The organism is Flaviaestuariibacter amylovorans (assembly GCF_039541815.1).
Classification (GTDB): domain Bacteria; phylum Bacteroidota; class Bacteroidia; order Chitinophagales; family Chitinophagaceae; genus Flavisolibacter; species Flavisolibacter amylovorans.
This window is the reverse complement of record NZ_BAABGY010000001.1, coordinates 314,078-339,660: the sequence shown is the minus strand read 5'-3', so window position 1 is coordinate 339,660 and position 25,583 is coordinate 314,078. Positions and strand designations below refer to the sequence as shown.

20 protein-coding genes and 1 tRNA gene are annotated in these 25,583 nt (G+C 58.2%); 11 read left to right on the top strand and 10 right to left on the bottom strand.

What is annotated here, in order from left to right; all coding sequences use genetic code 11:
- Positions 1 to 203: 203 nt before the first annotated feature.
- Positions 204 to 3,209 carry a T9SS type B sorting domain-containing protein gene (locus ABD937_RS01480; RefSeq protein WP_345252825.1) on the bottom strand — a complete coding sequence of 1,002 codons (3,006 nt, stop codon included), beginning with the start codon at positions 3,207 to 3,209 and terminating at the stop codon, positions 204 to 206.
- A 227-nt stretch (positions 3,210 to 3,436) separates the two neighbouring features.
- On the opposite strand from ABD937_RS01480, the gene ABD937_RS01475 reads away from it, so the two are divergent.
- From ABD937_RS01475 to ABD937_RS01465, 3 genes are read left to right on the top strand one after another with little or no spacing between them, the layout of a single operon-like run.
- On the top strand, positions 3,437 to 5,374 hold the full coding sequence (locus tag ABD937_RS01475; protein ID WP_345252823.1) for a hypothetical protein: 1,938 nt from the start codon (positions 3,437 to 3,439) through the stop codon (positions 5,372 to 5,374).
- A 33-nt stretch (positions 5,375 to 5,407) separates the two neighbouring features.
- Complete coding sequence (locus ABD937_RS01470; RefSeq protein WP_345252821.1) at positions 5,408 to 7,585, top strand: hypothetical protein; 2,178 nt, start codon at positions 5,408 to 5,410, stop codon at positions 7,583 to 7,585.
- A complete protein-coding gene (locus ABD937_RS01465; RefSeq protein WP_345252820.1) occupies positions 7,582 to 8,559 on the top strand; it encodes a hypothetical protein in 978 nt (325 codons plus the stop codon). The genes ABD937_RS01470 and ABD937_RS01465 overlap by 4 nt, the downstream gene beginning before the upstream one ends.
- Positions 8,560 to 8,792: 233 nt before the next feature.
- On the opposite strand, the gene ABD937_RS01460 is transcribed toward ABD937_RS01465, so the two are convergent.
- From ABD937_RS01460 to ABD937_RS01450, 3 genes are all read right to left on the bottom strand, one after another.
- A tRNA-Ser gene (locus ABD937_RS01460) sits at positions 8,793 to 8,879 on the bottom strand.
- A gap of 140 nt (positions 8,880 to 9,019) precedes the next feature.
- Positions 9,020 to 9,373, bottom strand: coding sequence for a DUF3127 domain-containing protein (locus ABD937_RS01455; RefSeq protein ID WP_345252819.1), 354 nt, complete (start codon positions 9,371 to 9,373; stop codon positions 9,020 to 9,022).
- Between the two features lie 150 nt (positions 9,374 to 9,523).
- Positions 9,524 to 10,294: a TatD family hydrolase gene (locus tag ABD937_RS01450; RefSeq protein ID WP_345252818.1), complete on the bottom strand. Its 771-nt coding sequence runs from the start codon at positions 10,292 to 10,294 to the stop codon at positions 9,524 to 9,526.
- Between the two features lie 204 nt (positions 10,295 to 10,498).
- Here ABD937_RS01450 and ABD937_RS01445 point away from each other — a divergent pair, with 204 nt between their 5' ends.
- Positions 10,499 to 11,410 (top strand): hypothetical protein, encoded by a 912-nt coding sequence (locus ABD937_RS01445; protein WP_345252817.1) that lies wholly within the window; start codon positions 10,499 to 10,501, stop codon positions 11,408 to 11,410.
- 401 nt (positions 11,411 to 11,811) lie between these two features.
- Here ABD937_RS01445 and ABD937_RS01440 read toward each other — a convergent pair whose 3' ends face one another.
- Positions 11,812 to 12,450: a polysaccharide deacetylase family protein gene (locus ABD937_RS01440; protein WP_345252816.1), complete on the bottom strand. Its 639-nt coding sequence runs from the start codon at positions 12,448 to 12,450 to the stop codon at positions 11,812 to 11,814.
- Between the two features lie 324 nt (positions 12,451 to 12,774).
- Between ABD937_RS01440 and gltX the strand changes: the two genes are divergently transcribed.
- From gltX to ABD937_RS01420, 4 genes are all read left to right on the top strand, one after another.
- Positions 12,775 to 14,298 carry a glutamate--tRNA ligase gene (gene gltX, locus ABD937_RS01435; protein ID WP_345252814.1) on the top strand — a complete coding sequence of 508 codons (1,524 nt, stop codon included), beginning with the start codon at positions 12,775 to 12,777 and terminating at the stop codon, positions 14,296 to 14,298.
- A 269-nt stretch (positions 14,299 to 14,567) separates the two neighbouring features.
- A complete protein-coding gene (locus ABD937_RS01430) occupies positions 14,568 to 16,097 on the top strand; it encodes an ArnT family glycosyltransferase (protein ID WP_345252813.1) in 1,530 nt (509 codons plus the stop codon).
- Positions 16,098 to 16,244: 147 nt separating this feature from the next.
- Positions 16,245 to 16,661 carry a cobalamin B12-binding domain-containing protein gene (locus ABD937_RS01425; RefSeq protein ID WP_345252812.1) on the top strand — a complete coding sequence of 139 codons (417 nt, stop codon included), beginning with the start codon at positions 16,245 to 16,247 and terminating at the stop codon, positions 16,659 to 16,661.
- A 135-nt stretch (positions 16,662 to 16,796) separates the two neighbouring features.
- Positions 16,797 to 17,576 carry an enoyl-CoA hydratase/isomerase family protein gene (locus tag ABD937_RS01420; RefSeq protein ID WP_345252811.1) on the top strand — a complete coding sequence of 260 codons (780 nt, stop codon included), beginning with the start codon at positions 16,797 to 16,799 and terminating at the stop codon, positions 17,574 to 17,576.
- 285 nt (positions 17,577 to 17,861) lie between these two features.
- Here ABD937_RS01420 and ABD937_RS01415 read toward each other — a convergent pair whose 3' ends face one another.
- Positions 17,862 to 18,494: a C40 family peptidase gene (locus ABD937_RS01415; protein ID WP_345252810.1), complete on the bottom strand. Its 633-nt coding sequence runs from the start codon at positions 18,492 to 18,494 to the stop codon at positions 17,862 to 17,864.
- Between the two features lie 91 nt (positions 18,495 to 18,585).
- Positions 18,586 to 20,178 (bottom strand): hypothetical protein, encoded by a 1,593-nt coding sequence (locus ABD937_RS01410; protein WP_345252809.1) that lies wholly within the window; start codon positions 20,176 to 20,178, stop codon positions 18,586 to 18,588.
- Between the two features lie 57 nt (positions 20,179 to 20,235).
- Between ABD937_RS01410 and ABD937_RS01405 the strand changes: the two genes are divergently transcribed.
- Positions 20,236 to 21,012, top strand: a complete 777-nt coding sequence (locus ABD937_RS01405) for a hypothetical protein (protein WP_345252808.1) — start codon at positions 20,236 to 20,238, stop codon at positions 21,010 to 21,012.
- A gap of 90 nt (positions 21,013 to 21,102) precedes the next feature.
- Positions 21,103 to 22,500, top strand: a complete 1,398-nt coding sequence (gene fumC, locus ABD937_RS01400) for a class II fumarate hydratase (RefSeq protein WP_345252807.1) — start codon at positions 21,103 to 21,105, stop codon at positions 22,498 to 22,500.
- A 302-nt stretch (positions 22,501 to 22,802) separates the two neighbouring features.
- On the opposite strand, the gene ABD937_RS01395 is transcribed toward fumC, so the two are convergent.
- Both ABD937_RS01395 and ABD937_RS01390 read right to left on the bottom strand, forming a co-directional pair.
- A complete protein-coding gene (locus ABD937_RS01395; protein WP_345252805.1) occupies positions 22,803 to 23,594 on the bottom strand; it encodes a lipoprotein signal peptidase in 792 nt (263 codons plus the stop codon).
- 119 nt (positions 23,595 to 23,713) lie between these two features.
- The gene (locus ABD937_RS01390; RefSeq protein ID WP_345252803.1) at positions 23,714 to 24,229 is read right to left on the bottom strand and encodes a hypothetical protein; all 516 of its coding nucleotides are present in this window, start codon (positions 24,227 to 24,229) and stop codon (positions 23,714 to 23,716) included.
- A gap of 137 nt (positions 24,230 to 24,366) precedes the next feature.
- On the opposite strand from ABD937_RS01390, the gene ABD937_RS01385 reads away from it, so the two are divergent.
- Positions 24,367 to 24,927, top strand: a complete 561-nt coding sequence (locus tag ABD937_RS01385; RefSeq protein ID WP_345252801.1) for a DUF6799 domain-containing protein — start codon at positions 24,367 to 24,369, stop codon at positions 24,925 to 24,927.
- Between the two features lie 53 nt (positions 24,928 to 24,980).
- Here the strand turns inward: ABD937_RS01385 and ABD937_RS01380 are convergent, their stop codons facing one another.
- Positions 24,981 to 25,538, bottom strand: coding sequence for a GNAT family N-acetyltransferase (locus ABD937_RS01380; protein ID WP_345252799.1), 558 nt, complete (start codon positions 25,536 to 25,538; stop codon positions 24,981 to 24,983).
- Between the last annotated feature and the right edge of the window lie 45 nt (positions 25,539 to 25,583).

Here is a 25,583-nt window from a genome sequence, read left to right as displayed (position 1 = left end):
CTGAAGCAAGAGCCGGGACACATAAGCCTGTGCGCATATATCCGATTACCGGGTAAGCGAACGGGCATCGTTTGTTTCCAGTACAATCATCCGTAAAGACACAACCCGATCAAGATGTGTTTACACCAAGCGAATGTGAACAAAGAACAAGGGCAGCAACACATCGTGTTTGCTGTCCTTGTTCTTTGACAACGGCTGAAATCCTAACGCACCAGCAGCACCTGCCCCGATCTGCTGCCGGCAATACCCCATTTATCAACGTAGTCGATCCTCCAGATATAGGTTTCCGGGCGCAGCGGCCGGCCCTGGAAGGTGCCGTCCCAGCCGGTACCGGGCGTGGCCGTTTCGTAAACCTTACTGCCGAAGCGGTCAAACACGGTGAGCCGGAAGCTGCGGAGAAACTGCGGGTAGCGGATGCGGAAGACGTCGTTGACGCCATCGCCGTCGGGGGTAAAGGCCGTGGGCATCAGGAGCTCGCAAAGCCCGGGACTGATCAGCACGTCGTCGGAAGCGGCGCCGCAGGCATTCCGCACCTCAAGCGCGTAGCGACCGGGCGCCGTCACCGTATAACTACGGCCCGCCGATCCGTCCTGCCAGCGGTACTGCCCGTCTTGCTGCGGCGGCGCCAGCAGCAGCGATGTGCCCGGGCAGAGCACCGTGTCGGCGCCAAGCGTGAAGGGCACCGGCGCCGCCCCGGTGCGTACCACGATCGTGTCGCGCTTGTCGCAGCCGTTGAGCGATACCCGTACCCAATAGGTGTCGGGAGCAATCACCAGGTAGGCAGGCGTGCTGTTGCCCGTCGACCACTGGTAGGTAGCGCCGGGGTTGGTAACATCAAGCAGCAGCGGGCCGCCGGAGCACAGCAGCGTATCGGCGCCGAGATGCACCAGTGGCTCCGGCTTGTGCGTCACCACGATCGTGTCGCGGGCCTTGCAGCCGTTGGCAGCCGTCGCTTCCACCCAATAGATGCCCGGAACGGAAGGTTGAAGTATCGGAGCAGTGCTTCCCGTATTCCAGACCAGGCTGCTGGATACATGCGCGGCATAGATATAGGCCGTCGTGCCGGGGCAGATCGCCTGGTCGGGACCCAGCGAGAACTGCGGTGAGGGCTTCGCGGTAACAGTGATGCCCGCCGTGGCGCGACAGGGACCGTCGAGCGTTTCCACCCCGTAGAAACCCGGTCCGCGCACGATGATGAATTGCGTGGTGTCGCCCGTGCTCCAGCGATAGCGCCGGCCCGCGGGCAGTGCCTCAAGGCGCAGTGAGTCGTTGCTGCAAAGGGCGGTGTCGCGGCTACTGAGCGTGATGCGGTCGGTAAAGTTGACGGTGACGGTATCCGACACCGTACATCCGTCGTAGGTAACGCGGCCCCAATAGGTACCGGGCTCCGTGATGCGCAGCGAGTCGGTGGTGGCGCCGGTACTCCAGAGGTAGTTGCCGCCGTAGGTAAAGAACTGCATCGGCTCCATGCGCAGGAGGTAGCGCGGTACGCCGCACAATGTTGTGTCGGGTCCGAACTCGGCGCGTGGCTGGTACTTCATCCGCACGCATACCGTGTCGCGCGTGCGGCAGCCGTTGGCGTCGGTGGCGGTCACCACCTGCAGCCCTCCGTATTGCGTCACCACGTGCTGGCGCGACGTGTCGCCGTCCTGCCAGAGGATATCCGTGAAGCCCGCGGGCAGCGTGAGGGTGTAGGTCGATTTCGGGCACAGCAGCGTGTCGGCGCCGAGGTTCATCGGGAGCGCTTTCGCGCGCACGTTCGTATAGCCATAGGCGGCGGGCTTGTCGAAGAGGGCCGGGCCGGCCCGCACTGAATAAAGGCCCGGCTCCGTAACGGTGATGCTTTGCCCCGAAGCGCCGTTGCTCCAGCGATACTCGGCATGCCCGGCCGGGGCGGTCAGCGTAAAGGAGCCAAAACATACCGCAGTATCTGCCGGCATATTGAAGCGCGTTGCCGGCGCTTCCGGGGATTGCCGTACAACGTCGTTGGGCACTACGGGCAGCATGATGCCGCCGGCGTCGGACACAAAGGCATCGGGGCGGTACGACGAGGCAGCTCCCGGCTGGTTGGGCCAGGCCAGCATCCCGTACTGCATACGGTTGTTACCGACGGTGCTGTACAGCACCTTGGCCTGCACCAGGATGCGGTTGCCGGGTACGCGGCGCATCCGGAAGTTGTAGCCCGCCGACCCCTCGCGCGCGATCTCGTACAGGGTGGCCTGTGGATCGGCGGCGGCGAGGTCGAACTGGTAGAGCCGGTACTCGGTATTGGCACAGATGCCTCCGTAGTTATACGTAGACACATAGAGCTTGCTGCCGTCGGGCGAGAAGCACACCTGCGCGCCGAAGTCGGGCAGGCGGAGCGATCGCTGCAGGGCCATTTCGGCTGTACTGTTGTTGAAGGCATACAGGTTCACGAGCCTGCTATCGTTGGCAACGGTGGCAATGCGGCTGCCGTCGGGCGATGCGTCGATACCACCCCAAGTGGTGAAGGGTGCATTGGCCGGCTCGGTTGGGAACGGAACGTGGCCGGTGTTGACCCCGGTGAGCCCGCCGGGATGTACGAGGGTCTTTCCGAACCAGGTACTGCTGCCCACATGCCCGACCACCCACAGGTCGCGGCCATTGGCGTGCCGGATCTGCGCAAACTGTCCGCCGCCGCCCAGCGGCAGCGGCTCATTCTTGAGGGTGAGGCGGCCGAGCCCGTTGTTGAAGTCGCCGTCGAGCACCGAGTAGCGCAGGCCGGCGCCGGCGCCGGTAATCCCGCCGTACACGGAGCAGTTGGTCTGGAGCCCCCCCGACGACGGCTGGTATTCGACCTCGTGCAGGATATAGTATTTGTTCTGTCCGCCCGGGTCGGGAATGATCATCGGCGTCACGGAGCCGCAGGCAAGGAGGCCCCAGCCGTTGGTAACGGTGTCGAAGTTGCGGTTGTACACGGAGCGGAAGCCGGCGATGAACTTGATGGCGCCCGTGATGGAATCGGAATAGGCAGCGCTCTGACCGCCGCTGTATTGATACGAGTTGAACCACGGCAGCCCGAGGCCGCTGTAGGGGTCGAGGGTGTAGACATCCTGCGGGTATCCGTTGCGCAAGGTGACGGCCCAGGGCGCGCCGATCCAGGTGCTCCAGGCGCGCTGCAGGTTGGTGACCTGGGCGTTGGCGACCGTAGCGAAGAGGATGCAAAGGAGGAGGAGATGCTTTATCATGGGGTGTCAGTTTGGCTGTATGAAGATAGAGAGGAATGCCACGCCGCGGGCCCGCTTCCGGGAGACACCATCAACACAGGTGTCGGATTTAGCCATCGGCCATCACGCATTGAAATACCGTGTTTTCACCCTATTCCGATATCGCCGGAACATTTATCTTGTGCCAAGTTCACAGGAATTTCATCGGCACCTGAGAACAGTATCTACCAACCAACTAACCTGCTCCAATGGACCTGCTACTGACGGTGTGTTACATCCTGGGAGGAATCAGCCTTTTGGCGGTCGTGCTTTACCTGTGTGGCTTCAAAGAAAAGATCATTCAAAGCACGATCACTACCGCGGTCGGTGAGGCGGACCAATATTACTACCTACCACATGCCCGGATTTCCCTCAAAGCCACAGCTACGATTGTCCTGGAAAAATCCGCCGATAGCAGGATGATCGTGAACCATAGGCTGGCGGAGATCCGTATTGAGCCATCTGTCGAAATTACCCCCGATCCGGATTGCCGGGTTTTAATAACATACCATGGCAATTGGTTTACAAGCGATGAAATCCAAGTGGCCACCTCGGGAACGGGCCTGCTGGAGAATGCAAAGGCGGTTTCCGAAGACCGGTTGCCCCATATCATTGCGCAGGCGACCACAGCAGCCACAGAGTTGCAGGAAAACATGAAGAACGCGTCAGTGCCCTTTGAAAGGGTACTGTCAGAGCCGACCGTCATCGAAATCATTCAGGAAACACGTTCGTTCACTGTTAGTTCGAGTGACTTGAGGGCTACATCGATCGACAGGAAATGGCGCATCCCATTGGCGGGCCTCCATGAAGGCGGCGACCCGGTTGTCGATGCCTCTTTCACCTTGGAGAACCCGAGTCCAATCAGGCACCGTTCTAACGACGGCACCCGTTACGATGGATTACTGACGCGCCCCCTGATCGAACATACCGTTACCTTGAAAAAAGAAGGTCTTGAAGACACATCTTTGACCTTTCTGGTGCCGGATACGGGTTCGTTGATCAAAATCCCGGTGCGGCGCTCCAGTTTTGTAAAGCGCCAGCATGCGCCCCGCTTCACCACCGGCCTGCTTGTCGACAACGTCATCACCAAGCCAAGCGAATTTGAAGGAATGATCTCAATCCCGATCAATATCCTGAAGGCGATCATTTCCATACCCGCGCAGTTGCTGCAGTTTCGGATTACCCGGGTGCAGCAGGAAACAGAATATGAAAACGTGCGCCTGGAACTAGCCAGGGCCCGGGAGGAAGCGGCTGCGAAACAGCCGGAAAAAGAACGGGAACGGATTCGGGAGGAAATAGAAAGCTTGAAGACAAGTTTAGCTCAGCAACCTAAGGTGTTTTCGGACGCATACCGGCAACAACCAATCCCGCAACTTGGCAAACTGCCGCCTCTTCCCGAGGAAAATTTGGAAAACATACACGAAAATAAGATCATATCTAGCGAACCCAGCGTCGAAAAGATCACCGCGTCTTTGCCTTTAATCGAATCCGCTAGGGATTGGTCTATGGCAAATGAAATATGGGACGATTACGACAACTATAAATTAAAGACTTGTGTACCGGCATCTGCGGCATACCTGCTTGCAAGCTGGACATCCAACGCCAACCCCCCTGCGCAAATCCTTCATCGGCAAATAGTGAAGAGCGCCCTGAAGGCAGTTGCCCCGGGCAATGACATTCGCAAAGGTTGCAGGGTAGTGGATTTCCTGATTTACTGGAAGAAAACCGGCATGAATGGCGAAAGAATCGACAGCTTCCGGTCCTTGAAAAAGAAAGACGCAGAACTATTGAGACACGCGATTTATTGGTTTGGCGGATGTATCGTGGGCTTGCAATTGCCGGAATCGATGAAAACTTCTGACAAATGGATTTACGACGACTCGCTAAGTCAGCAATTGCTGTCAGGCCATGCTGTATGCGCGATCGGCTATGCGAGAGATAGATTCAAAGTAATTTCCTTCGGAAAGGTAATTGAGATGGACGCAAGGTTTTATGAGGCTTTTAATGACGAAACTTATATGGTGCTTTCCCAAGCCAGGTGGGTCAGTCAAGACATGAAGAGGGCGCCGACTACACCACCGTTATCTTACGAACAACTCGAAATCATCTGTCAGGGGCTATATCTCGACCGCACTTATTCCATATAAAAATTTTCTATGCTACGAAATTCATGTTCCCTCATGGTCATCTTACTGGCAAGCAGCCTAGCAAATGCCCAATTGAGCCCCGTTCAAGAAGTTTTTAAAGACGTGCAGGAGATCGTGTTCGACACAAGCGGAAGAATCATATCCTATCCGAAAACATTTATTACCTCCAACACCAGTTTCAAGTTCAAAGTGGTAGTCCCGGCCAATGCATACCAGCCTTGGATCAGCATGCTGCAGGAAAACCTCAAGAAAACGAAAAAATACTTCGAGCGTGAAGAGGTAAAAAAGGTCCACAGGTGCCTGTTAACGGATTCGGCCTACGCAGATTTTAATTTAAGTGCTAATAGTATAATATCACTGACGACACCCTGTGATCGTAAAAACCTGCAAGAGCAAATAAGAAAGCTCGCCATAAAAAACAAACTCATACCGATCAAGCAACTCATCGAAAACGTCGAGCGGCAATATCAAGTAAAAATCTATCGGAACGAGATTTGTACCGAAACCATCACTTTGACCTTCAATGAAAACTGCGAAGGGCAATGCGTTGAATTCAGCAGCAAATCGAAGAAGGTTAAGAAAGTCAACTGTACCAATTGCGTCGGTACGGAAAGCGATCAGTTTCGTTTCGAGCTGATTCGCATAAATCCTTGGGACCAAACAATCCGCGACTGGTACCGGGAGAAAGCCGCGGCGTTCAAAGAAGATAACAAGTTTGCTGACATCGAAGCCGGGCTTACGACGCTGAGCGATACTTCTAACCCGCTAGACGTCAAAGACGCCATTTCGCAACTTGTACCGCTTCAACGGTGGTTCATCAATTGGTTTTGGTTTAATGGAGGCGCCCTGCAGTTGGACCCATTCAACGTTTTGCCTGAGACGACGGCCAATACGGTCCCTAATATGATTTCGGAAATCGACACCAGACTGGCTTTCTTGCACGAAAAGCTAGTGTTTCTTGACAGTGCAAAAAGAGCGCTTACGAAAACCCGCGCGTCGATGACCGAGTTGGAGACGATCCAAGCACAACAAAAGTCTTTAATGGATGAGATCGCCACGGAATCTTCCAAAAAAACCGTCCTTGTAAACTCTCTTAGAAAAGACCCACTCTTACTCAGGTTAAACTATAACGCGCTGGTGTATCAAGGTCGCATGGAACTATCAAAGAGCATAATAAACCGGCGATTAAACCCGCACAAACAATACGATGCGTTAAAAGGCTTTCGTCCGATCTCCCTCAACTATTTTCAACGCAGGAAGATCTCTGAAATTCCTGAAAATGAGCGAATGCACATTGCCGTTCACAACGTGCCACTATCCGTTACGATCAAGGCCGATGAAAAGCGACAACCCTTCACTGACCAGGAGGAGTTTACGGCGCTCTTAAGCGAGCAGCTTGCCAAGATCGATTTTAGCGGACTTGGTGTCCCCCTCGTCCGGAACATGGAGGATTTCTTCAGATCATTCGGTAACGTGGAGGTCGAAGATCTCGGGACAAAAAGCGGATTCGTTGAGTCCAACGAGTGCGTAGACATTCTAAAAGTTTCGGCTAAAAATCTCTTATCTCATTGGAAGGAAATGCAGGTAACCTTTCCGGTTGACCCTAATCTTTTCAAAAAGCTGGGCACCACTGACCCCGCTTTCCGTACGCACCTAGCCCCGCTCACAGAGTTCGAAGCACCCTTCCGCGACAGCATCACCATAAAGGCCATTTACCCGAAAGACTCGGTCGTGGATGTCGCCAAGACTTATGTGAAGGTGGGCAAGTTGCGTTTCTTCCAGCTCATGGCGGGCGTGGCCGTGATGAAAAATCCGGTGCCGGTCACCCGCATTGATACGGTTGGCGGCGGCTTCCGCGTCAGCTCTTCCGACAATGCTGCAAGAGCGATCTTCGGCTTCAAAATTTACCCGTTCAAGAACTATAACCGCGACCATGGGCTTCTGCCCCGCTATCCGCTGCGGCGCTTTAGCTTCTTCGCCGGCGCCGAGCTGCTAAAGCCGCTGGACAACTTCTACCTCGGAGGGGCCTACGACGTCATTCCCGGCCTCGCGGTTTCCATGGGCAGCAATATCAGTCTTCAAACTACCTACCAGGTGCAGAACAACGCAATCGTGAAAACGTCCCGTCGGTACCGCGAAAGCGGCCGCTATTACGCCGTATCGGTCAACCCGGTGCTTTTTGTTCAATTCGTTAAACTCTTCTTCAAATGATGCTCAAAAAATATTTCCTCCCGCTCGTTGCGGCCCTTCTTTGCCTTAGTTGCAGCGACAAAACCTACGACGATCTTGCCGGAGCCGACGAAATCAAGGGAGTGGCCGTTATCTACGACGACCTTTCGGGTACAACCACCAGCACTCCTGGAAAGAATCTCAAAATATACCTGCGCAATGCCGATGATGCCGCAGGGTTCCTGTACTCCACGACAGCAAATGAACAGGGCAGGTTTGTTTTCGGTGGTATCGATCGCGCGAAAGCCTACGAAGTTTATGCGAGCGTCGACACAGGAGCAGTCAAATATTTCGGCATACTTAGGTTTGCGGCTTCAAATCATGCCGCCACCGGCGACTCCCTGAAGCTCAGTCCTTCCCAGACGGCACAAAACGGTATTCTCCTGAAGGTCCAAGACGAGCAGGAAATACCCATCCCCGGCGTTACCGCCTGGGTTTTCAACAACCCGTTCCTTTTTGCAAGCGACACCAGTGCGGGCAAAATATTCGATATACCGGTCAACAATTATGGAATCGGTTACCGTTTGAACTTGGCACCTGGTATGTATTATCTGCGGGTAAAAACCCGGATCGGTATGCTAAGCCTTACCGGCGAAACCAGCGTCTCGGTACCTTCAAACGGGATAATTGATACTACCATCACACTACGCAACGTACCCCTCGCCCGTAACGGCATCGAAGCCACGATCACCGACACATACGGCACACTGATCAATGGAGCGACCGTTTATGCATACCGAAGTCAGCTACTTTTTGAGAGAGATACCGTTTCCTACACCAACAGTTTGTTCACCATGACCTCGAATGCAATGGGGATGGCTTCTGCGTACATCATCGAGCCGGGCACCTATTATCTGCGGGCAATCAAGGTGATCAATACCGACACATTGAAGAAAACGGCAGTGGTGTTGGTTGGCGCCAATTCGCCTAGTCAAGTACCAATGATCTTGCAGTAAATACACTTTCGAAATCCTTCTCCAATATGAGCATGGCAGTTCCCGGTCACAAGATTGGCACTAGCGAAAAAAACTTTCCGCGGCAATGACTTTCACGCGGCACTCCAGCTGTCCCAGGCACACGGTGAATGAATGATGGTTATTAGATCACGGTAGCTTTACGCATCCAGGCGGAACGATCACAAACTGCGGGTCACGATAAAGCCCCTTGTATATCAAGGGGCTTTATTCTGCGGAGACGGCGAGATTCGAACTCGCGATACCCTTTCGAGTATACACACTTTCCAGGCGTGCTCCTTCAACCACTCGGACACGTCTCCTTTTGTGGACGGCAAATATAGGGCGATCCGGTGAATTACCGACAGATGTGCCCATTCTTTTCTGCCGGCCAACCGGCGGCACCGGCTGGTGACGGCAAAAGCAGCAAAAAGCCCCGGCGCTGCTGCCGGGGCTTGGAACTTTAGAACGGCAGGTCCTCGCCCATATCGCCAGGCGGGAAATCCGGGGCGTCGCCACCGGCGGCGGCGGCAGGGCGCTGGGGCTGGCCCTCACCGGCCGGCTCGATGCGCCATGCCTTGATGTCGGTATACCAGCGGCCGTTGAACTCGCGGCTTTCCACGTCGAAGTCGATCTGGAGGTTGCGGCCCGGCTGCAGCACCGACTCGTTGATCTTGTCGCCCCAGATGGAGACGCAGACCTTTTTGGGATAGGTGCCTTCGGTTTCTACGATGATGTCCTGCTTTTTCCACTGCCCGTTCTTGCCGTTGCCGGTCTGAATAGGGAGGAGCTGTATGAGTTTGGCGGTGAATTGCATAATCAGGTATTAGGGGGCGAAAGTACATTTTTGAGCGGTGGCCGCCATGAGGATTTACCCCGTTTTTCGGGGATTTTTCCCCGGGAAAAAGGTTTAGGAGGTTTAGGGGGTTTAGGAGGTTTAGAAGGTTAGGAAATTCCAAACCAACTCCTAAACCCTACCTTCAAGCCGGAACAGCCGAACCGCATTCGCCGTGGTCACCTCGGCTACTTCGGAAAGCGGCTTTCCCGTGACCTCGGTGAGCTTGTCGGCCACATGGCGCAAATAGGACGGCTCGTTGCGCTTGCCCCGGAACGGCACCGGCGCCAGGTAGGGCGCATCGGTTTCGAGGATGACGTTGCCGAGGCCAATGGCGGAGACCACTTTATCGAGGCCGGCGTTCTTGAACGTAAGCACGCCCCCGATGCCGAGGTAAAAGCCCATCCCGATGAGGGCCTCCGCCTCCTCCAGGGTGCCGCCGAAGCAATGGAACACGCCGCGGAGGCCAGGGTATTGCCGTACCACTTCGATCGCCTCGGCAGTAGCATTGCGCGAATGCACCGCAATGGGCAGGTCCTGCTCCAGCGCAAGGGCGATCTGGGCGTGAAAGGCCGCATATTGCTGGTGGGTAAAGGTCTTGTCCCAATAAAAATCGAGGCCGATCTCCCCTACTGCTACAAACCGGTGCGCTTCCAGGTGACGCCGTACCACGGCAAGCTCGTCCTCCCAATTCGCCGCCACCGAGCAGGGGTGCAGCCCCATCATGGGCAGGCAGCGCGGATGGGCGGCAGCAAGCTCCAGCACCGCGTCGTGCGTTTCGGAATCGATGGCCGGCAGCAGGATGCGGCCCACGCCGGCCGAAGTGGCGCGCTCCAGCAGCTCAGGCCAGCGCTCGCGGAACTCGGGGAGGTACAGGTGGGCGTGGGTGTCGATCAGTTCCATGGCGGGCAAAGCTGGGGAAATTTATTTTAAGATACTTTTAAACCTTGACGAAGGGGCGGGCTCTTATCCTTCGGCAGGCTCAGGATGACAAAAGCTGTGGTCACCGTGAGCTTGTCGAACGGCGGCAATCGTGAATGAGCGGTGGCCGCAGGTTTTTTCGGTTCAGGCCTGTTTCGTAAAACACCCGCACAAACGACCGTGATCATGAAATCTTTCCATAGCAGCACCTACCGGCTCCCGCTCCTGGCGGCAGGTGGGCTCCTGTTGCTGCTCTCCGCCTGTAAAAAGGAAAAGAGCGCCTCCGAGCTGTCGCCCCAGGAGGAGCAAACCATCGCCTTCACCTCGGCGCGCAGCGACGCGCAATCGCATGGGACCTTCGACGACATCTTCGATAATATTCTCGGGGTGAACTCGGAGGTTGGCTTCGGCAATACCGGCGTATTCGGACGGCCCGGCAGCGGCCCTGGCGTCGACAGCATCCCGCCCTGCGTGCAGCTGACCGTTGTCCGCCTCAGCCAGCAGGGTCCCTTTCCCGTCCGCATCAGCATCGACTTCGGCAGCGGCTGCACCGGCCGCGACGGGCGCACGCGTTCCGGCCGGATCGTTACCGACTATTCCGGGCGCTTGCTCGACTCCGGCTCCGTGGCCATCAGCACCTTCGAGAATTACCGAATCGACTCGATCCGCATCCAGGGCGTACAGCGCGTGCGCAACCTGGGTGGCCCCGGCCGCCGCTTCTCGGTGGAGGTGCACGATGCCCGCATTACGCGCGCCAATGGCGATTATGTACTTTGGAACGGCAACCGCGTCATCACCCAGACAGAGGGCCAGCTCACCCCGAACCTCGCGATCGATGACGTGTTCACCGTTACCGGGGCGGCCTCCGGACAAACCCGGAACAGCGGCCTGATCCACACCTGGACCTCGACGATTGAGCTCCCGCTACGCAAGCGCTTCACCTGCCGCTGGTTCTCGGCGGGCACCGTACGGAGCTCCCGGAGCGGCCTGGCGGGCAATTCGCCCTGGGTGGGACTGCTTCATTACGGGCAGGGCCAATGCGACAACCTGGCCAGCTTCACCGTAAATAATTCCACTTATCAAATTAGTTTGCCCTGAATCTAAAAAAATATACCTTTGAAACAGTTTTCATAGGGTACGGATTAAAAACGGGCCAGGGTTTCAACCTTGGCCCTTCCTTTGAAACCCGCTCCCGCCAAGGGAATCCGTAAATAATCTGTATATGAAAGGGCCGCCGGAGCGGCTCTTCTGCGTTAGGCATGCCCGTTATAAGGGTTCACTTAGAGGCTGTTTGAATTAATGTGCTTTCTGGAAATGCTGAATTGGGCGGCCGCAAGCGGCCTTAGCACGCTACGGCGCAACGACGCGACGGCGCGACGATGAAATGCGGGAAAATTTTTCAGCCCGTTGCTACTTCGCTGCGCCGCCACCCGCTGCGTCGCCGCGGGAAACAGGCCGCTTGCGGCCTAGCCGGCCCGTACATGAACTTAAACAGCCCCTTAAACGCCGGCGAGGGCCCCGAACCGGAATCCCCGCTCCTGCAGCCCCCGGAGCACGAGCGGAAGGGCCCCCGAAAGGTTGGGCCAGGCCTTGACGCTGTCGTGAAAAACGATGATGGAGCCCGCCACCGTATGGCGCAGCACGTTGTCGGCGCACTGCTGCGGCGAATAGGTAGCGTCGAAGTCGGCGCTGAGCACATCCCAGAGCACGATCCTCGCCCCGGGTTGTCCCATCGCTTCGGCGATGCCCCTGGCCTGCGCCTTCCGGATGCGGCCATAGGGCGGGCGGAACAGCGCCGAGTCGATCACCGATGCCGCCTTCCGCACATTGGCGAGGTACGCGTCCGGCTCCGTCTTCCACCCGTTCACATGGTCGTAGGTATGATTGCCGATGCCGTGTCCTTCCGCAGAAATACGGTCCATCACCGAAGGGTGCCGCACCACGTTATTGCCGATGCAGAAGAAGGTCGCTTGCGCATCGAAGACCCGGAGCTGATCCAGCACCCAGGGCGTCACCTCGGGGTGCGGGCCGTCGTCGAAGGTGAGGTACACCACATTGCCCTCGCCAGGCCCCTCCCACACGTAGCGCGGGAACAGCCGCTTCACGAAAACAGGCATCTTGATGAAGTAGCGGTGCATGGGACGAAGATAGGTTTAGAAGGTTTAGAAGGTTTAGGGGGTTCAGGAGGGTTCAGGAAGGTTAGGGTTGTAACCGGAAGAATTAAGGTCGACCTGGAATGAGCACACGCTATACTGCTCCTTTGTGTGCACCCGGGTGCCCGTGCATGCGTCGAACGAATCATCGCACAAACGCCTTCACCACGCTATCCAACCCTCCTAAACCCTCCTGAACCTTCGCTTATTACCCCGCCGTCGCCAAGGCTACGGCGGGCAAAGCCACAACCCCATTACCCAATCAGCACATTATCCCATTACCCCATTATCCCATTACTTTTGCCGCCTATGTCCAGCAAAGTACGCGTTCGTTTTGCCCCCTCTCCCACGGGCGGCCTGCACCTCGGCGGGGTGCGCACCGTTTTGTACAACTATCTGTTTGCGCGTCATCACGGCGGTGAGTTCGTGTTGCGCATCGAGGATACCGACCAGAGCCGCTATGTGCCCGGGGCGGAGGAATATATCTACGAAACGCTTGAGTGGTGCGGCCTCGTGCCCGACGAAAGCCCCCTGAAAGGCGGCCCCTATGGCCCCTATCGCCAGAGCGAGCGCAAACCGATGTACCGCCCATATGCCGAGCGCCTCGTTGCAGCCGGCCAGGCCTATTATGCCTTCGACACCCCCGAGGAGCTCGACGCCATGCGCAGCGAGCTGCGCACCGATGCCAACCCCAACCCGCAATACGACGGACAGGTGCGCGCACGCATGCGCAACTCGCTGTCGCTCCCGCCCGACGAGGTGCAGCGCCTCCTCGACGCCGGCACCCCGCACGTGGTGCGCATCAAGATGCCCCCCGGCGAGACCGTTACGCTCACCGATATGATCCGCGGCGACGTTTCTTTCGATACCAGCACTGTAGACGACAAGGTGCTGCTCAAAGCCGACGGCATGCCGACCTACCACCTCGCCGTGGTGGTCGACGATCACCTGATGAAGATCACGCATGCCTTCCGCGGCGAGGAGTGGCTGCCGAGCGCGCCGGTACACATCTTACTGTGGCGCTACCTGTTTGGTGAAGACGCAATGCCGCAGTGGGCCCACCTCCCCCTCATCCTCGGCCCCAGCGGCAAGCTCTCGAAGCGCGACGGCGCCAGGTACGGCTTCCCGGTATTCGCCGCCAACTGGACCGACCCGAAATCGAACGAGCTCACCGAAGGTTTCCGCGAGCGCGGCTTCCTGCCGGAGGCCTTCGTGAACCTGCTGGCCCTGCTGGGCTGGAACGACGGCACCGACCAGGAACTCTTCTCCCTTGAGGAGCTCGTGGAGCGCTTCTCGATCCAGAAGGTACACAAAGGCGGCGCGCAATTCAACTTCGAAAAGGCGCAGTGGTTCAACCACGAGTGGATCAAGCGCAGCAGCCCTGCCCGCCTCCTTCCGGAGGTGAAGGCCCTCTTCCAAAGCAAAGGCTGGGATACGAAGGACGACGCCTTCCTCGAAACGGTGATCGGCCTCGTGAAGGAGCGCTGCACCCTGCTTGCCGATTTCGTGCCGCAGGCGGGCTTCTTCTTCGAGCAGCCTTCCAGCTACGATTCGGCTTCCTTCATCGCTAAGTGGACACCCGAGAAAGCGGCCTTCTTTGAGCGCCTTGCCGACACGTTCGGGCAGGAGCCGGACGTAGCCGATGCGGATCGCGAAGCCGCCTTCAAAAGCGCGGCCGAAGCAGCCGCCATCAAGCCCGGCGAGCTGCAGCTGCCCCTGCGCGTGATGCTGGTGGGCGGCAAGTTCGGTCCGCCGGTGTTCACGATCGCAGGCCTGCTGGGTGGAGCTGAAACGGCCGCCCGCATCCGCAAAGCGCTCGCAGCGATCGGGTAAGGTTCGCTGCGCTCACGGCAATTGAACCACGGAGGCAGGGTGACAGGGAGCAACACAGAGTCTCAATGAGGACGCCGATGGCGTCCTCTTTTTGTTGCAGTGGTGAGCGTAACAAAAGAATTTCAAACGCAGCGGTACCAAAACCATTGCAGCAGAGGGTGGAAGTGTACTACAGGTTATAAAAAGTTCTTCGTGATGCTTCGTGTCTCCGTGCCTTCATGGTTCAAAAACCTCGTGTGCGACGTGCACCGATTTCCTACTTTAGTTGCATGGACCCGAACGAAAAGCGACTTGCCTGGGGACTCGTGCTCCTGAAGTTCGCGCTGCCCTTTCTCTTATCGCACCCGGCCTTCGAGCTGCACCGCGACGAGTACCTGTATTATGCCCAGGGGCGCCACCTCGCGCTCGGCTACCTCGAGAACCCGCCGCTGATCGGGCTGTTGGGATGGGTGTCCTCGCTCTTCGGCGGCGGTGACTTCTGGATCAAGTTCTGGCCCTCGCTCTTCGGCGCGGCTACACTCTGGCTCACGCTGCGGCTTGTGAAAGGCTTCGGCGGCGGGCTCTATGCTCTACTCATCGCGGGGCTCGGCCTTATCCTCTCCGCCTACCTCCGCGTGCACTTCCTGTTTCAACCCAACTTCCTCGACATCTTTTCCTGGACGCTCGCATCGTTCTTTTTACAACGCTACCTGTTACGCCAGCAGCACCGCGATCTCTATTGGCTGGCCGGCGCACTCGCCTTCGGCTGGTGGGGCAAGTACTCGGTGCTGTTCTATGTACTCGCGCTGCTGCTGGCCCTGCTGGCAACAAAACACCGCGTGCTGCTCGTACGCCGCCCGCTCTGGATCGCTGCCGCCATCGGCGCCGCGCTCGTGCTGCCCAACCTGGCCTGGCAGTATTTCCACAACTGGCCGCTCGTGCACCACATGCAGGAGCTGCGCGACACACAGCTTCAGTACCTCAGCAAGACCGACTTTCTGAAAGAGCAGCTGCTCATGTTCCTGCCGGTATCGTTCGTTTGCATCGGCGGCCTCTGGTGGCTGTTCCGCAGCGCCACGTTCCGGGTCTTCGGCTTCCTGTACGTATTTATACTGGCGCTGCTCATGCTGGGCAGCGGCAAAGGCTATTATGCGCTGGGCATCTACCCGGTGCTGCTGGCGGCCGGCGGGCGCTGGCTCGAAGGTGCGCTCCGGGCGCGTGCTCTGCGGCTTACAGCGGCCGGCGTGATCGTTGCACTGGCGCTGCCGGCGATCCCGCTCCTGCTGCCGCTGCAGGCGCCGCCCGCGATGGCGGCCACGAATGAGCGCTGGGGCCTCAAAGACATGGGCATCCTGCGCTGGGAAGACCAGAAGGATCATGCGTTGCAGCAGGATTTTGCCGACATGCAGGGCTGGCGCGAGCTCACGGAAAAGACCGAGCGGTACTTTCAACGGCTGCCCGACAGCACGAAGGCGGGCACCGTAGTATTCGGCCGCAATTACGGCTTCGCCTCCGCGATGGCCTATTATGCCAAAGACCCCTACTTCCGCTCCAGGATCATCTCCGACAACGGCACCCACCTCCTCTGGATCCCCGACCGCTTTCACTACCGGCACATCCTTTTTGTAGGCGAAGAGGCGCCGCCGCCGGGCGATGTCGTTTGGGAGCATTTTGCGCGGATCCACGTGGTGGACTCCTGCACCAACGCGCTCTCCCGCCAGTACCGCAGCCCGATCCTCTTCTTCGAGCAGACCGACAGCACCGGGCTCCGCCTTGCGGTCGAAGGGATCCGGGAGATGAAGGCGAAGTTCAGGAGATAGAGAAAGGTTCAGGAGGGTTCAGCAAGGTTCAGGAAAGTTGGGGGCCAGGGTTCAATAGTGCAGCGCCCGCTTCACTAACGCCCCTTAACCTTTCTGAACCTCCCTGAACCTTTCTGAACCCTTGAAGTACCTTACTTTTGACCCGTTATGCAAACACTTAATCGTCCTATACGCGTGCTGGTGGCCAAGGTGGGTCTCGACGGCCACGACCGCGGCGCCAAGGTGATCGCCACGGCGCTGCGAGACGCCGGCATGGAAGTGATCTATACAGGCCTGCGCCAAACCCCCGAAATGGTGGTAGCGGCCGCCCTGCAGGAAGACGTGGACGCCATTGGCATTTCCATCCTCTCCGGCGCACACATGACCGTGTTCCCGAAAGTGAAAGCGCTCATGAACGAGAAAGGCCTTACCGACGTGCTGCTCACCGGCGGCGGCATCATCCCCGACGAGGACATGCAGCAGCTCAACGAACAAGGCGTAGGCAAGCTCTTTGCACCCGGAACTTCCACTGCCGACATCGCCGGCTACATCACCGAATGGGTGAAGGAGCACCGGGAATTCTAGTCTATTGGTCTATTAGTTTATTGGTAAGGGTCGTTTCAAATTGACGATGTGCCCACGAGCGTGGTCAGTTCTGATAACCGCCGAAGACGACCGCAAAACCTCTAGAACCCTCAAAACCTTAAAAACCTTTTCCGCATGTACCAAACTTTGCTGACCTCCCTCGACAACGGTATTCTTACGGTAACGATCAACCGGCCCGATAAGCTGAACGCGCTCAACAAGGATGTGATCGCCGACCTCGCAGCCGTGGTCACGGAGATCGAATCGAACGCGGAGATACGTTCTGCCCTCATTACGGGCGCAGGGCCCAAGAGCTTTGTGGCCGGGGCCGACATCAGCGAGTTCGTGGGACTCTCCAAAGAAGAGGGAGAAACGCTCGCACGCCAGGGCCAGGAAACGGTGTTCAACCGAATCGAGCGCTGTGCCAAGCCGATCGTAGGCGCGGTCAACGGCTTTGCCCTCGGCGGCGGCTGCGAGCTCGCCATGAGCTGCCACTTCCGCCTCGCCTCCGAGAATGCAAAGTTCGGCCAGCCGGAGGTGAACCTCGGGCTCATTCCCGGCTACGGGGGCACCCAGCGCCTCGTGCAGCTTGTAGGCAAGGGCCGCGCCCTCGAGCTGATGCTCACCGGCAACATGATCGACGCAGCCACCGCGCTGCAGTGGGGCCTCGTCAACCACGTGGTGCCGCAGGAAGAACTGCTGACCAGGACCCGCGCGCTGCTCGAAACCATCAACACGAAAGCGCCTTTAGCGGTGGCGCACTGCATCACGGCGGCTAATGCCGTCTTTGGCGCCTCCGGCGAGGGATTTGAAAAAGAGATCGGCCTCTTCGGCGCCTGCTTCGCCACCGACGACATGCGCGAAGGCACCACCGCCTTCCTCGAGAAGCGCAAGCCCCAGTTCACCGGCAAGTGACCCCACCCCCGGCCCCTCCCCGAAGGGGAGGGGTGACTCAGTGGGACCGAACTATGGTAGCTGTCATCTCTAAAGCTGAAGATTCATTATCTAAAAGCCCCGGCATCTTCGATGCCGGGGCTTTTAGGCTATTAATGCGTAAGCTCTATCGGAAAACATTCCCAAAGGCGACCGGCAGCTCTTGAGGAATGGATAGCTGAGTGTTCAACCTGAACAAAGGTTTACAAAATATAGTTCAGTGACACAGAGTCACCCCTCCCTCCCGGGGAGGGGCCGGGGGTGAGGTCAAAACACCCGCGCCACGCGCACGAAGCGACGAACGTAATACTCGTTGAGGGGCGTGATGGTAACGCCCATCGCCTTGCCCGAAGTGGAGTGGATGAACTGCATCGCACCGCCCTCCCTGCCCACCACGATGCCCATATGCCCCACGTGCCGCTCGAGGTGATTGGTGCCGGTGAACAGGATCAGGTCGCCCGGGCGCGCATCGGCCGTGTCCACGTCGCGGCCCACCGGCGTAAAGTCGATGGAGGAGCGCGGCACCGAGATGCCGAAATGATTGAATACATAGGTGATGAAGCCGGAGCAGTCGAAGCCCACCTTCGGGTTCGTGCTGCCGTATACGTAGGGCGTGCCGAGCAGGGTTCGGGAGAAGGCAACGAGGTCGGCGGGAGCGACGTTTCGCGTGTCCACGGCTGCGGATGGTGCAATAAAGGCCGTATCGCGCTGCACAGTGCCGTCGGGCCGCGCCGTATCAGGGTGCATCGGCGCGAGCCGCGTGCTGTCGGCAAAGGCGGCCGCCGAGTCGCTCACCAGCAGCGTGTCGCGCACGGAGCCGTTGCCCGCGCCGCCCGGGCTGCAGGCGGATACCGATCCGGCCAACAAGATCCCGCCCATCCATTTCCACAAGGCTCCCATAACCGATGTGGTGCAAAAACAAAACCAAAACCGGCCCCCACGAAAAAGCCCCGACGGGTCCGTCGGGGCTTTTACAAATATCCGGAGGCAATTACTTCAGCTCGAGGAGGCCGACCATATCCTTCGCGGAGGAGAACATGCCGCCCATGCGCTGGGCATAAAGGCCGATCACCGAGTTGCCGAGGCGCTGGCTTACGCGCACGCAGGTGGTGAGCTTCATTTCTTTGTGGTCGTACACCATGCTGCGCGTCAGGTTGTCGCGCTGGTCGATGGTGGCCAGGGCCAGGATGCTCTTGGTGAACTTGATCATGTCGTCGGGGCGCTTCTCGATGTCGCGCTCCACGTTGTCGCGGTCGTCGTTATAGAACAGGAAGAGCTTGTTGTTGGCGGTAGCCGCCTTGAACGAGCTGAACATGTTCGTATTGGCCGTTTCCTGGTATTTGGGAAGACGGATGAAGCTCGTCGGCTTGCCGTTCGTGACGTGGATGTCGATGACGTCGCCGTAGTGATAGATGGGGTAGCTGTAGCTCGTGGTGATCGAGATACCGGGACCGCCACCGCTGGAGCGGGTCACGATCACCTTCTTATAGTACTCGAGCAGGTAGTCGGTGCTGCCGTCGGCGCGGGTCACCACGTCTGCCAGGGTGAAATAAGAGCTCAGACCCGGGTCTTTTTCCTTGTTGCTGCCCTGCTTGTCCTTCTTCACGAGGTCCACGAGCGTTTCGGGGAAGGCCTCCATCTTGTTGGTCTCCACCTTGTCGGCCGAGCTGTTGAGCGTGGTGATGAAGTAGCCGTTCACATAGCCGTCGTACTTGTTCTTGTACAGGCCGAAAAGCGTCAGGTTGTTGTTGTCGTCGGAGGTAAGCTGCAGGTCGTGTACGAATTTGTCCTTCAGGTCGAGGGTGAATTCCTTCGGCTTGGCGGCGCCTTTCGCATAGAGCAGGAACTTGGTCTTGTAGGCCGGCACGTTGGCGCCGTCCTCGCGGATCTTCTCCTTCTTTACTTCCTTGTCGTAATGCTTGATCAGCACACCTACGTCACCGTTGTTGGTCACCAGGTAGTCGAAGATCACGATGAACTTGTCGAGATACGGTAATTCTACGGTGTTGTCCCACTGCTTGGCCATCTGGTTGTTGTACACGGCCATGTAGTACTTCTCGTTATTCTTCTTGGAAAAGGGCGAGAGACCGAACATGAGGATCTTGGAAGAGTCCTTGGAGATCTCGTAGTCGGCGGTCGACTGGCGGGAGCGGTCGAGGGCAGCCATGGTACCGAGGTTCACCGGTGCACCCGAGGGCATCAGCGTCTTGGGATCGATCTTCTGGGAGTAGAAATACGTAGTCTTGTCGCTGCGCTCGTAGCGGTTGGTGAACATGAACAGGTTGCCGCCTACGCTGAGCAGGTTATCGAAGTTGACACCTTCTTCGCTGGCATTGTAGCTGCGCACGCCTTCTTCGCGGAGGCGGTTGTTGTAGCGCGCCAGGATCGGGGTCGTCGTTCTTTTGGAAAACATGCCGCCACCCTTGTTCTCGAAGCACAATTTCACCATATCGGTGCCGTTGCCACGGACCAGGGAGCCGTACGAAAGCTCGGTTTTGCTTTCCTCACCCCAACTTACACTTACCCTTTGGGCACTCACAGAGCCGGCCACCAGCAAGGCACCAGCAATCAGAGCGTTTCTCATATTAATAATTTTGGTTTAGTATGCAAATAAAATACATTTGCGCATCAAATCCGCTAAATGCTTAAAAAGAAAACCAACTGCCTGCTTGCACTGCTGCTTCTGTGCATCGCTCAACCCGTATTAGCACAGTCGAAGCGCGAAGCCCGCGACAGCTCCGTCACCATTATCTTCAGCGAGGAGAAAACGACGCGTAAAAAGAAAAAAGTCAGCGGCGACGCCAACATCATCAAAATCGCTCCCCTTGGCTTTATTACCGGCCAGTTTCCCCTTCTGTACGAAAGAAGGCTCACCGACTTCCTCACCGTGCAGGTAGGCGGCGGCCTCACCAACCGCAACTATATGCGTGGCCTCATGATCCGCGCCCGCGACGAAGACGCGAGCTCCATCATCAAGGAATATCCCTGGTCCAATACCAACGACTTCGACATGGACCAGACCGAGCAGCTCTACTCCTTCGAGTACCGCAAGCCGAAAATGGGCTATATGTACCGCGTGGAGCCGCGTATCTACTTCGAGAACGAAGCACCCGAGGGCAACTATATCGGCCTCCAGTATAACTACGCCCGCTACAATTTTTCGATCCCGGCTTACGTGAACGGCGAGCACAGCGGCGACCTCCGCGACGAGTACGAGAACATCACCGACTTCATGGTCCACTTCGGCAACCAGTGGGTGCACGACCGGATCACCATCGAGTCTTCCTCGGCCATCGGCCTGCGCAAGGTGAAAGGCTCGAAGTACGTGAACAACGGCAATGGCTCCGAAGGCTTTGCGACGTACGACAAGAGCTCGATCAACTTCGGCGTTACATTCACGATCGGCTACCATTTCTAAGCCGGTACCGCATATTTTTCGCAAAGGCTGCCTCCGGGCGGCCTTTTTTGTGTCAATACGGTACTTTTGCCCACGAAAAAATTAACCATAATGGCCTACCGCATCGAAAAAGACACCATGGGCGAAGTGCAGGTTCCTGCCGACGCGATCTATGGGGCGCAAACGCAGCGCAGCATCGAGAACTTCAAGATCGCCCAGGACATCAACCGCATGCCCAAGGAGATCATCCGGGCCTTTGCCTACCTTAAGAAAGCCGCGGCCCTCACCAACCACGAGGCCGGCGTGCTGCCGAAAGAAAAGGCGGACCTCATCGGCCGCGTATGCGACGAGATCCTCGAAGGCAAGCTCCAGGACGCCTTCCCGCTGGTGGTGTGGCAAACGGGCTCCGGCACCCAGAGCAACATGAACGTGAACGAAGTGGTGGCCTACCGCGCGCACGTGCTCTCCGGCGGCCAGCTTACCGACAAAGACAAGGTGCTGCACCCGAACGACGACGTCAACAAGTCGCAGTCGTCGAACGACACGTTCCCCACCGCCATGCACATTGCCGCCTACCAGATGCTGGTGGAGACCACGATCCCGGGCATCGAGAAGCTGCGCAACACGCTTGCCGAAAAGAGCAAAGCCTTCATGAACGTGGTCAAGATCGGCCGCACCCACTTCATGGACGCCACACCGCTTACGCTGGGCCAGGAGTTTTCCGGCTACGTGTCGCAGCTCGATCACGGACTGCGCGCGCTGAAGAATACGCTCCCCCACCTTTCCGAGCTTGCACTGGGCGGTACCGCCGTCGGCACCGGCATCAACACCCCCGAAGGCTACTCCGAAAATGTGGCAAAGCACATCGCGCAGCTCACCGGCCTGCCCTTCGTAACGGCGGAAAATAAGTTCGAGGCCCTCGCGGCGCACGATGCCATTGTGGAAAGCCACGGCGCGCTGAAGACGATCGCCGTATCGCTGATGAAAATCGCCAACGACATCCGCATGCTTTCCTCGGGTCCGCGCTCCGGCATCGGCGAGATCCTCATTCCCGACAACGAGCCCGGCTCTTCCATCATGCCCGGCAAGGTGAACCCCACGCAGGTGGAAGCGCTCACTATGATCGCCGCGCAGGTGATGGGCAACGACGTGGCCATCAACATCGGCGGCTCCATGGGCCACTTCGAGCTCAACGTGTTCAAGCCGATGATGATCTACAACTTCCTTCACAGCGCCCGCCTCATCGGCGAAGGCTGCGTGAGCTTTACGGATAAGTGCGCTGCCGGCATCGAGCCCATCGAGGCCAACATCAAGGCCCACGTCAACAACTCGCTGATGCTGGTGACCTCGCTGAATACCAAGATCGGCTATTACAAAGCCGCCGAGATCGCGCAGAAGGCCCACAAGGAAGGCACGACCCTGAAGGAAATGGCCGTGAAGCTGGGATACGTCACGCCCGAGGAATTCGACCAGTGGGTAGACCCCGCGAACATGGTCGGAAAAATCTAGGGAATATCGAATATTGAACAAGGAAAATTGAATGATGAACCTGTAGAGACGCACTATGTGCGTCTCTTTTTTTATGGGCACGCAACAGAGAAAGCATGCAGATCGATACGATCAACGCGGATGACTTTGGAACGAATAGCGCAACGGGAAGCGCAGGCACGTTCATGACATCGGGTACGATCGGCACCCGCAGTACCTGTAAGCAAAACCATACCTGGAGTGGATCCACCTGTAAACAAAAAGGGCAACCTCCCGGCCGCCCATTTCGATATTCGATATTTCGTGTTCTTTATTCGATAGGCTCATTCCTCGCGCGGCCGTTCGGGCGCGGGTGGGATCACCGTAACGCCGGGCGCCGGCTCCTCGGGCCGTACTTCTACGGAGCCGGGCTGCGTCACCGCCACCGGGGTGGTCGTGTCGGCAGATCCGTTTTCCGGAGCAACGCTGGTGGTTGCCGCGGCAGCCGCCGTGTTGCCGCCGTCGAAATGCTGGTGCAGGAAGCGCTTCTGGAAGATCAGCAAGGTGATCACGCCCACCGAAATGGCCGCATCCGCGAGGTTAAAGATCGCATTGAAGAACGTGACCCGCTCGCCACCCACGAAGGGCACCCAGCCGGGCATCAGGACTCGTTCAAAAAAGGGGAAGTAGAGCATGTCCACCACCTTGCCATGCAGGAAGCCTGCGTAGCCACCCCCCGGAGGGAAAGCCTGCGCCACCGTGTAGTCGGTAGTCGCCGAGAAGATCACCCCATAAAACATGGAGTCGATGAGGTTGCCCAGGGCACCGGCATAGATGAGCGAAGCGCAGACGATGAATCCACGCGTATAACCCTGCTTTACGATCCGGGCAATATACCAGGTGCCAAAGATGACCGCCACCAGGCGGAAGAGCGTCAGGATCATCTTGCCCCATTCGCCACCGAACTTCCAGCCCCAGGCCATGCCCTCATTCTCTACAAAGTGAAGGCGGGCCCACGAAAGGCCACCGATCTTGGCAAACTCACCGAATGGGTAATGGGTCTTTATCCAGATCTTGAGCGCCTGGTCGGCCACGAGCACGGACAATATGATCAGAATGGAAGTGCGGAGTTTCACGAAAACGATTTAAAGCCGCCACGGGCGGGCGCCAAAGATAAGGAAAAGGGGTGCCGCGCCCCGTTAAAGTAGGTCTTCGCCGCCCGGCCCACGGCTGCCGGCGCCGGCAGGCGGAACGGTTAAAAAGAAGCGGGCGGCCCGGCCGGAGGCGGTGCGTCATACACATTCCGACCGGCCATTACATATCGCTGCACCAGCCCAAACTCCTCGTCGTTCAGTGCTTCCGTTACGGCGCCACGCGGGTTGGCAGTACCGGGAGGCGCCACGCGCACGCCCTGAAAACGGCTTTTCGGCAACACGTACAGCAACAAGTCCCAGAGCTCTCCCGTGTGGAACTGGTCTAGGCGGTCGGTGTAGCAAAGCAGGGTGGCCTCGGTGGCCGTACTGCCGCGCTGGTATAAATAGCGCGCCGGGAGCCAGCCGTAAAGCCGGTACCGGCTGATCTGCAGCTCACCATTACTTACGCGGATGCCGGTAACGCTTACGAAGGCGCCGGCGATAAGAGCGATCACCCCGACATAGCCCGCCACGGTGTACCCGGCCTCAAAGGCCAGGGGCACAAGGGCCGGAAGGAACACCGACAGGAGGCGCAGCAGCAGGCGTTTGTGGTGAATGGGACGATCGTAGTACGGCATCGGGCGGGGGAGTTGCCGTAAAATTAGCGCGCCACGGCAATCACCCCAAGGCAGAGCCTGAAGAGGTATGGCACAAAATTTAGGTAATCCCGATACGCCGGCCATTGCCGGTGTAAACCGTAAAAATCAAACGCATTATGAAGCACATTCTTGTTTCGGCGCTCGCCGCCCTCACGCTGGCCTCGTGCAGCGACAACAGCACCTCTACCACGAGCACGTCGGACTCTACCTCGACGATGACCACCACTACGGCCGGCGACACTACCGGCATGGGCACCGCAGGCACCGCTCCCATGGGCGACACCTCCACAACCAGCACTACGACCACCACCTCTACCAGCAGCAACCGGGCGTATGCTCCCGCCGAAGGCGACGTATCGCGCCGCAGCGGTAAAGTCTCCGTGTACCGCAACGGCCAGTGGGTAGACAGCGATAACGACGTGCGCTTCGACAACGGGATCGTGGTCAACCGCAGCGGCCGCGTCACCCGCGACGGCACCGAGGTAGAACTGCAGGAAGGCGAGTCGATCGACCGCTCCGGCAACTTCTGGGACAAAACCGGCAACGCCATCGAGAACGGCTGGGACGCCACGAAGCGCGGCGCTAAGAAGGTCGGCAAGGCCGTAGGCAACACCGCCGAAAAAGTAGGCAGCAAGGTAAAGGACGCCGTGACGGATGACGATAAGAAGAACCAGTAAGCTTTTCAGATAGCATCAGGATCCCTGCACGCAAGCCCGCGGCAGGGATTTTTTTATCCGGCCATCTGCAAATGACAAAGCTGCTTCCCCATCAGCGTTTTCGTTCCTGCCGTGATGAAGCCAAGCCGGAGGTACAGGCGCTTCGCTTCCGGGTTGTCGTCGTCCACCAATAAGCCCAGCACGGCGCGCCTGCGGTGCACGTACTCGTCGATCGCATACTGCAGCAGCTGTGTGCCGATGCCCCTGCCCTGCCGGCCGGGAAGCACGCCGAGCGTGTCGAGGTAATACTCCCCGGGACCGGTCTCGTCTTCAGGATTGATCTCCCTGCCAAAGCGCACGCGCACGAGGTCGAGCACCGGCCCGCGCAGCGCATGCAGGTCGGCGCCCGGGTAGATGTTCACGGCCGCCACCACTACTCCATCCAGCTCCGCAACCTGGCAGTTACCGTAGGAATACTGGTTCCCTTCCGCCCGTACGAGGTCTTCCAGGAAGCGATGCGCCTCCGCCCGGTCGCGGCTGCCGATGAAGGAATACACGATCTCCTCCATGGCGAGCAGGAGGCAGGTGGCCACCTGCGGGGCATCGGCGGGCGTAGCGGGGCGGAGGATCATGCCCTAAAAGTACCGTATAAACCGGGTGCCGGAAGGACGGGTGGC

What these genes read in the sequence shown, in the direction of transcription:
- ABD937_RS01465 (WP_345252820.1), top strand. Translation starts at nt 7,582, where the DNA reads ATGATGCTCAAAAAATATTTCCTCCCGCTCGTTGCGGCCCTTCTTTGC.
- ABD937_RS01450 (WP_345252818.1), bottom strand. Translation starts at nt 10,294, where the DNA reads ATGGAACTGATCGACACCCACGCCCACCTGTACCTCCCCGAGTTCCGC.
- ABD937_RS01445 (WP_345252817.1), top strand. Translation starts at nt 10,499, where the DNA reads ATGAAATCTTTCCATAGCAGCACCTACCGGCTCCCGCTCCTGGCGGCA.
- fumC (WP_345252807.1), top strand. Translation starts at nt 21,103, where the DNA reads ATGGCCTACCGCATCGAAAAAGACACCATGGGCGAAGTGCAGGTTCCT.
- ABD937_RS01430 (WP_345252813.1), top strand. Translation starts at nt 14,568, where the DNA reads ATGGACCCGAACGAAAAGCGACTTGCCTGGGGACTCGTGCTCCTGAAG.
- ABD937_RS01475 (WP_345252823.1), top strand. Translation starts at nt 3,437, where the DNA reads ATGGACCTGCTACTGACGGTGTGTTACATCCTGGGAGGAATCAGCCTT.
- ABD937_RS01390 (WP_345252803.1), bottom strand. Translation starts at nt 24,229, where the DNA reads ATGCCGTACTACGATCGTCCCATTCACCACAAACGCCTGCTGCTGCGC.
- ABD937_RS01405 (WP_345252808.1), top strand. Translation starts at nt 20,236, where the DNA reads ATGCTTAAAAAGAAAACCAACTGCCTGCTTGCACTGCTGCTTCTGTGC.
- ABD937_RS01480 (WP_345252825.1), bottom strand. Translation starts at nt 3,209, where the DNA reads ATGATAAAGCATCTCCTCCTCCTTTGCATCCTCTTCGCTACGGTCGCC.
- ABD937_RS01415 (WP_345252810.1), bottom strand. Translation starts at nt 18,494, where the DNA reads ATGGGAGCCTTGTGGAAATGGATGGGCGGGATCTTGTTGGCCGGATCG.
- ABD937_RS01440 (WP_345252816.1), bottom strand. Translation starts at nt 12,450, where the DNA reads ATGCACCGCTACTTCATCAAGATGCCTGTTTTCGTGAAGCGGCTGTTC.
- ABD937_RS01470 (WP_345252821.1), top strand. Translation starts at nt 5,408, where the DNA reads ATGGTCATCTTACTGGCAAGCAGCCTAGCAAATGCCCAATTGAGCCCC.
- ABD937_RS01385 (WP_345252801.1), top strand. Translation starts at nt 24,367, where the DNA reads ATGAAGCACATTCTTGTTTCGGCGCTCGCCGCCCTCACGCTGGCCTCG.
- ABD937_RS01380 (WP_345252799.1), bottom strand. Translation starts at nt 25,538, where the DNA reads ATGATCCTCCGCCCCGCTACGCCCGCCGATGCCCCGCAGGTGGCCACC.
- ABD937_RS01420 (WP_345252811.1), top strand. Translation starts at nt 16,797, where the DNA reads ATGTACCAAACTTTGCTGACCTCCCTCGACAACGGTATTCTTACGGTA.
- ABD937_RS01425 (WP_345252812.1), top strand. Translation starts at nt 16,245, where the DNA reads ATGCAAACACTTAATCGTCCTATACGCGTGCTGGTGGCCAAGGTGGGT.
- ABD937_RS01410 (WP_345252809.1), bottom strand. Translation starts at nt 20,178, where the DNA reads ATGAGAAACGCTCTGATTGCTGGTGCCTTGCTGGTGGCCGGCTCTGTG.
- gltX (WP_345252814.1), top strand. Translation starts at nt 12,775, where the DNA reads ATGTCCAGCAAAGTACGCGTTCGTTTTGCCCCCTCTCCCACGGGCGGC.
- ABD937_RS01455 (WP_345252819.1), bottom strand. Translation starts at nt 9,373, where the DNA reads ATGCAATTCACCGCCAAACTCATACAGCTCCTCCCTATTCAGACCGGC.